This window comes from Cytobacillus sp. (assembly GCF_964223445.1).
Lineage (GTDB): Bacteria > Bacillota > Bacilli > Bacillales > Cytobacillaceae > Cytobacillus.
Genome location: NZ_CAXQGS010000077.1, coordinates 1 through 6,771, shown reverse-complemented (window position 1 = coordinate 6,771; position 6,771 = coordinate 1). Strand labels below are relative to the sequence as shown.

Below are 6,771 nucleotides of genomic sequence, written 5' to 3'. Positions count from 1 at the left end.
CGATCTCTCCTATAGCTCCTAATATGCTGATTAACAAAATCTCTTGATCCATATATCAGAAGAAGGGGGACGCTTAAGTTCCTCAGGCGATCCGTGCATGTATAGTGGAGCGACCTATCGTAAAATTGAAACCACATGGTATGATTCGCCTTTTTCATGTGTTCCAGAATATCTTTTCTGACTTTTGGATCATTTGTGTGACTTGCTGCTATGACATATCGCAGGAAACCCGGAAAATGTTTCACGAAATACATTCCCATTATATGCTCATATTTGAAAGTTTCTGATAAAACCTCTGGAAATCCGCCAGATAGTATGACACCAAGCGTCCTTTCAGGAAAAGAGAGAGCAAATTCCTGAGCAATTATGCCCCCGGACGAATAACCCAGGATAACGGCTTTTTCAATTTCCAAGTGGTCTAATACAGCTTTAATCTCTTCTGCATACCCTTGGATGGTTACTGTTTTCTCGGGACCAATCGTATCTCCATTCCCGCTTAAATCAGGAAAAATAACCTGAAAATGCTCAGCCAGCAGGCCTTGATAATAAAATACCTTTCTCCCCATGGCAGGCGGATGTATAAAGATAATCGGTACACCATTTCCCATCGTTTCATAAAATATCTGTGTTTCCTCATAAATAAATGCTGGCACAAGAAATCGTCCTTTCCATTCACAAAACATAGATGGCCCTAAAGCCTCCTGTTCCATATAAAAATGGGACAGTTTTAGTCTGCCCCATCTCGGTCAATTCTTTATTACCAACATCAGTTAGGTCTTGTCTTTTTAGCTTTTTTGCTTCTCTGATCAAGCTCTTTCGAGAACTCCATATCGTTAATGCTCTTGTTTGTGCTCTGCAAGCCTGATTTAGTCTTAATATTGCGTTTTGTCATGTTAATCCTCCTTTACAGTACGTCATCATAGTATGACACCTTAGTCTTCAAATCATTATGGATTTTCGGCTGGAATCTGCATATACTAGATGTAATCATGTGATTATGCTTATTTCCGTGACTTTCTGAACAGTATATGATATTCTTGAATTAAGAATATGAAAAAAAACGACCGCAGGTGTTGCCGCACCCACGGTCATTCGCAATAGTCGTTCCCTTAGGGGATCGGCCTGTCAAAGACATAGACCTCTCCCTCAATTATCAGATCAAGGGAGGTCTATTTTTTATGGTTAAAAGTCATGACAGCAATGATCAGACTAGAGAAGGAAATCATCATCATGATCGATTCGAAAACTGTCAAAAGGCATCACCCCCTTTCGTACGGGGCTAGCCGACCACCCTTGAGAAACTCCCATTGCTTCTTTATTATAACACATCCTTGTCCATTTAGTCGAACGTCTGTTCTGTTTTAGGAAAATTGATTCTTCTTTCCTATTTTTTCAAGTTTCACTATCTTTATCGCCTGCAGATTTCCTTTGAAGATATCCGCGAAGAAAACCCATTTCTTTATTAAGCAAATACTCCATTTCCCCCAGCTGCTGCTTAGCAATTATCTGTGGACTGCCTGTCCATTCAGCACTGTGGATAAAGTAATAATTCTTTATTCGTTTAAAAATGATGACCGCTTCAGGAAAACAATCAAACAATCCTTTTACCTGATTTCTCCGCATGTAACTCCATCTTACCAGTTTCATGATATCAGCCTTTTTATACTCTTTTTACCCAGAAAACACTACCGCATGTTCTTAATGCAAAAAAACTGCCAAAAAGGCAGCATTGAATTTATTCTTTAAGTCTCGGCTTTGCCGGATCACATTTCGGCTTTTCAGACTGAGTGGACTCAGCAAGCTTTGACAGGTAGTAGCATTCTTCACGGTACATGTGATCAGCCATTAAAGCTGCAAATGTACCCAGTGCCTCCTTGCTCAATTCAAGCTCCTCAATTTCATTGAGAAAGTTCATAAACAAAGATATTTCAAGTGCAACATCGCTGTTGAACTTTTGAAGGGCCGGGAATGACTCAACATTTGTCCGAAGGAACCCGGACATTTCAACCGCCTTTATATAAAATGCTTCAAAATCCTTGGTATAGCCATCACTGATTTTTTTTATTTTCTTCTCAACACTTTCCATATTATCTGATATGGCTCCAGCATGGCCAGCTGCATCCAGAAGCCAGATTAAATGGTGATGGAGCTCATGAAGTACAGGCGGGACTTCCCCCTTTTTTAAATATTGAAGGACCAGCATATATTCTTCAAGTTCATTGACCATATGGTTTATAAAAACAGGACCAAGATGAATGGTAATTTTCCCTGTCAGATGACGTTCGAGTAGGTTCAATTTAAATTCCCTTAGCTTTTTAGCTTCCTGTTCTGCCCTCCGGCTCAATTGCTCCAGGTTATCCACTTCAACCCTGCCTAAAAGCTGATCGAAGGTTTGTATAAAGTAGTTCGCCCTTTCAATGCTGTCCTTTTCCTTTGGTGACAGTGAATCATGTATGAAGCGTGCATGATCACCCAAAATCTGAAGCCAAAACCCGTGTTCAAATTTTGCAGCACTTTCAAATCCAGCAGCCAAAATATCTCCCCTTTCAACCTTACTCATAAAAACATATCAGGAACCGTCCGAAATTATGCCTATATGCACGAATCTCAAAATTAATTGGTCACTTAGTTTTTTGCAGAAAGGGGGAATCCTGACTAGGCATCAGGCAAAAGCGCTTTTTTCATCATTACCTGGCCAATCTTTTTTTCAAATCCCATTTTAAGCAAAGCTTGAGATGCGGGATTGGAAGCAGAAATATTAACTGCAGTGAAATCAATTGATTCATCCTGATCCAGGAACAGCTGGCCCAGAATACTTTCAGTCATTGCCTCATATGCACTGCCAACCGTGAATTTTAGCTGATAAATGATAATTCGGTCTGTACGCCCTCCTGCATCCAGCACTCTTTTGTATAAAATGTAGCCTTCCTCTTTCCCATCTTCACTCATAAGTACAGCCGCTTCCCCTTGTCTCGCACTCTGCCACTGGCACTGCCAGGCAGCATCGCTGTCATAAAAGCTGAGTAACTGCAGCTGTTCGGGATATATCTTTTTTAATGATAAATGTCTTTCCATCAATGAGCCTATTTCATTATGTGTTAGCTTCATGTTTAGATAAAGCAATTGATCTGTAATCGCATAGCCTGCTTTCTTGTATAGCTTAATCGCTCTCTCATTTTCTTCAATTGCTTCAAGAACAGCAGTGTGCGCATTTTCAGCTTTATATATGCTGAGCACTTCCGACATCATGGCTGCAGAAAGACCTTTTCCCCTGTATTGTGGAGCAATCCCAGTGCCTCCGTTCCAGGCAATTTTTCTGCCCTTAATCTCCCGGAACCCATTCATTATGATTCCGCAGGGTTCTCCGTGCATAAAAGCGACAATCGATTTTTCAGGCGAAAGTCCCTCAGATGCCATACGATTAACAAAGGCCTGAATATCCATTTTTATTGGAACTATATAACCTTCAAAGCCTTTATTCCAGGCGGTCACCGCCTCCTCCAGGGTAACTTGAGAAAGTTTTTTTATTTTCATAAACGCTCTCCTTCAAATTTTACTTGGTGCATCTAATAGTTATTTATTTATGCTTGTTTCCTCTTTTAATAACAATGATAATGGCCATGGTTCCACACCTCCAACTATATAGACTTGGCAGTTTATTTATTTATAAAAAAAAGACCGGTTAGTTTATTTCAATTAAATCATTTATTTTCAGTTTTTTCAATCTTTTCTAAAAGTATTTTTTTTAAAATTTAAAGCCGATACATTAAGTATCGGCTTTAGTTTATTCACTATTTATTTAATGGTTTTTTCAGGAACCCTATAAGGAATGCAGACAAAAGAGCTCCTGCTATTATTCCTGCAAGGTAAATTCCCCATGGGCCATCGACGAGAGGGACGACAAAGACTCCTCCGTGCGGCGCTCTTAATCCGATTCCAGCCATCATTGAAATGGCGCCTGCCACGGCTGATCCTGCCATGATGGATGGGATGACACGCAGTGGATCTGCAGCTGCGAATGGGATTGCACCTTCTGTAATAAACGAAAATCCCATAATGTAATTTGCTTTTCCTGCATCCTGTTCCTGTTTTGTAAATCTATTTTTGAATAAAGTGGTGGCAAGTGCGATGGCAAGTGGCGGAACCATACCAGCTGCCATGATTGCTGCCATTGGTTCATATACTCCATTCGCAAGCAGCCCTGTACCAAATACGTATGCCGATTTATTAACCGGGCCGCCCATATCAAATGCCATCATCAGCCCAAGCACTACTCCAAGCATGACAGCATTTCCAGTACCAAGACCTGAAAGCCACTCAGTGATAGCAGTATTTAATGCGCCAACTGGTTTGTTGACAACATAAAGCATCAGCAATCCTGTGATAGCAATTCCAAAGAGCGGATAGAGCAAAATCGTTTTAATTCCTTCAAGTGATGAAGGCAGGCCAGCAAAGACCTTTTTCAAAACAACTACTACATAACCTGCAAGGAAGCCGGCGATGATGCCTCCAAGGAATCCTGCGCCTCCAGATGCTGCCATCATTCCCCCGACTGCACCTGCAGCAAATCCTGGGCGATCAGCAATACTCATGGCAATGAACGCTGCAAGGATTGGAACGATTAATCCAAATGCATTTCCCCCGCCAATGGTCATCAGTGCTTCTGCGATAGGATGATACGACGGATCATTAGGATCTGCTGCTTTATATCCGAACATAAAGGAAATGGCAATAAGTATTCCGCCCCCAACAACAAATGGAAGCATGTTGGAAACGCCATTCATCAGATGCTTATAAATTCCTGCTTTTTGTTCTTTATTATTCTCTGCATTTCTGCTGCTGTCTGCGCTTCCGCCCTTGTATACCGGTGCATCCTGCTTTAGCGCTTTTTCGATAAGCTCCTGAGGTTTTCGGATGCCGTCAGCAACTGCGGTTTGGAGAACATGCTTGCCGCTGAATCGCTCCATTTCAACCTTTGTATCTGCTGCGACTATAACTGCTGCTGCATTTGTAATTTCTTCCGGTGTCAGAACATTTTTAGCGCCGCTTGAGCCATTTGTTTCAACTTTAATATCAACGCCCATTTCAGCTGCCTTGGCTTTTAGTGAATCAGCCGCCATATAAGTATGGGCAATTCCTGTTGGGCAGGCTGTTACTGCTACAACAAATCGTTTACTGTCTGCAATATTTTGGACTTCCTCTTCTTCTGTCACGTCATAACTGTCTATAATTCCAATAACTTCGTCTGCAGAAGCAGCATTCTGGAGTTTTTTGCGTGCTTCCTCGATCATTAGTATCGATGAAAGCCTGGAAAGAGCTTCCAGATGTGTATTGTTTGCTCCTTCCGGTGCTGCAATCATAAAGAATAGATGTGCTGGCTGACCGTCAAGTGATTCATAATCCACTCCTGCTTCTGATTTGCCGAATGCAATAGCAGGCTCCCTTACCGCACCAGTTTTTGCATGAGGAATGGCTATTCCGTCGCCGATGCCTGTTGTGCTTTGTTCTTCCCTTTTTAAAATGGCATTTTTAAAGGCAGAACTGTCATGAAGCTTTCCTGCTTGATCAAGCTGGTTTACCAATCCATTTATGGCATCCATTTTGCCTGTTCCGCTCAACGAGAGCAGAATCGTATCTCTTGTAAGTAATTCTGTTATTCTCATCCTAAATCTCCCCTTTTAGGTTGACCTTTTCAATCGAAACCTGAGAAAGCAATTCCTCTGCTCTTTCCTTTGTGCAAATACCAAGTGAAAAAGCCGTTGCGCTTCCGGATGCAACACTGTATTGAAAAGACTTTTCTATATTTTTGTTTTTTTCATAAGCTGCAAGAAAACCGGCTACCATGGAATCTCCTGCACCTACAGAACTTTTCACTTCCCCTTTTGGAACGCTTGAAATATACGCAGCATCTTCAGAAATCAGGACTGCTCCCTCCCCTGCTAATGAAACAATTACATTCTGTGCGCCCATTTCTACAAGTTTCTGTCCATATGGGATCACTTCTTTTGCGGAAGTAAATTCTGTATTGAATATTTCACCTAATTCATGGTGATTGGGCTTTATTAAAAACGGTTTGTATGGAAGGACCTTTTTCAGTAACTCTCCCTCTGCATCTACCACAAAAGCTGTCCCGTTTTCTGAACAGATTCTAACCAGCTCTTCATAAGTTGATTCAGGCAATGCAGATGGAATGCTGCCAGCCAGGACAAGTAAATCTTCTTCTGACAGGCTGCGGATTTTATTTTTAAGATCTTCGAAATGCCTTCCTGAAATGGCCGGCCCTTTGGCATTGATTTCCGTTTCCGCCTCTGTCTTGATCTTTACATTGATTCTTGTGTCATCAGCAACTTGGACAAAGTCAGTTTGAATATTCTCTTTGTTTAAGTAATCAACAATATAATCTCCTGTAAATCCGCCTACAAAGCCAAGGGCCTTGCTTTCCACATCCATTCTGTTCAGCACTCTGGAAACATTTATCCCTTTTCCTCCAGGGAACTTTGTATCTTGCTGCATGCGGTTAAGACCGCCGACTATTATCTCATCCAATTCTACGATGTAGTCCACTGACGGATTTAGCGTCAATGTGTGTATCATGCTGTCACGACCTTTATTGTAGTTTTGCTGATATAAGGCTCTTGCTGATCCTCATTCAGGTCATTTGTAATAATTGCTGCTGTATGCAAATCGGCAATCTTGGCAAACGCGATTTCTGAAAACTTCGTATCATCGGCAAGCACGAATGCCTCCCTTGAAAGCGAAATGGCCATTTGC

The 6,771-nt window shown here is 41.5% G+C and carries 8 protein-coding genes and 1 pseudogene; all 9 read right to left on the bottom strand.

Translation table 11 applies throughout. The features are described 5' to 3' along the window. The coding region (locus ACEQ1T_RS14785; protein ID WP_370223519.1) for an alpha/beta fold hydrolase at positions 1–653 on the bottom strand (653 nt) is incomplete at its 3' end. 113 nt (positions 654–766) lie between these two features. Then, the gene (locus tag ACEQ1T_RS14780; protein WP_280516114.1) at positions 767–892 is read right to left on the bottom strand and encodes a hypothetical protein; all 126 of its coding nucleotides are present in this window, start codon (positions 890–892) and stop codon (positions 767–769) included. 277 nt (positions 893–1,169) lie between these two features. Then, the gene (locus tag ACEQ1T_RS14775; protein ID WP_369425971.1) at positions 1,170–1,226 is read right to left on the bottom strand and encodes a hypothetical protein; all 57 of its coding nucleotides are present in this window, start codon (positions 1,224–1,226) and stop codon (positions 1,170–1,172) included. A 166-nt stretch (positions 1,227–1,392) separates the two neighbouring features. Beyond that, complete coding sequence (locus tag ACEQ1T_RS14770) at positions 1,393–1,623, bottom strand: hypothetical protein (protein ID WP_244671268.1); 231 nt, start codon at positions 1,621–1,623, stop codon at positions 1,393–1,395. A gap of 112 nt (positions 1,624–1,735) precedes the next feature. Beyond that, positions 1,736–2,560: a DUF2935 domain-containing protein gene (locus ACEQ1T_RS14765; RefSeq protein ID WP_370223518.1), complete on the bottom strand. Its 825-nt coding sequence runs from the start codon at positions 2,558–2,560 to the stop codon at positions 1,736–1,738. Between the two features lie 95 nt (positions 2,561–2,655). Then, the gene (locus ACEQ1T_RS14760; protein ID WP_370223516.1) at positions 2,656–3,534 is read right to left on the bottom strand and encodes a GNAT family N-acetyltransferase; all 879 of its coding nucleotides are present in this window, start codon (positions 3,532–3,534) and stop codon (positions 2,656–2,658) included. 257 nt (positions 3,535–3,791) lie between these two features. Next, positions 3,792–5,663: a fructose-specific PTS transporter subunit EIIC gene (locus ACEQ1T_RS14755; protein ID WP_370223515.1), complete on the bottom strand. Its 1,872-nt coding sequence runs from the start codon at positions 5,661–5,663 to the stop codon at positions 3,792–3,794. Between the two features lies 1 nt (position 5,664). Then, positions 5,665–6,594 (bottom strand): 1-phosphofructokinase, encoded by a 930-nt coding sequence (pfkB, locus tag ACEQ1T_RS14750; RefSeq protein ID WP_370223513.1) that lies wholly within the window; start codon positions 6,592–6,594, stop codon positions 5,665–5,667. Continuing rightward, a pseudogene (locus ACEQ1T_RS14745) lies at positions 6,591–6,771 on the bottom strand (DeoR family transcriptional regulator); the annotation flags it as partial. The pseudogene ACEQ1T_RS14745 and the gene pfkB, both read right to left, overlap by 4 nt.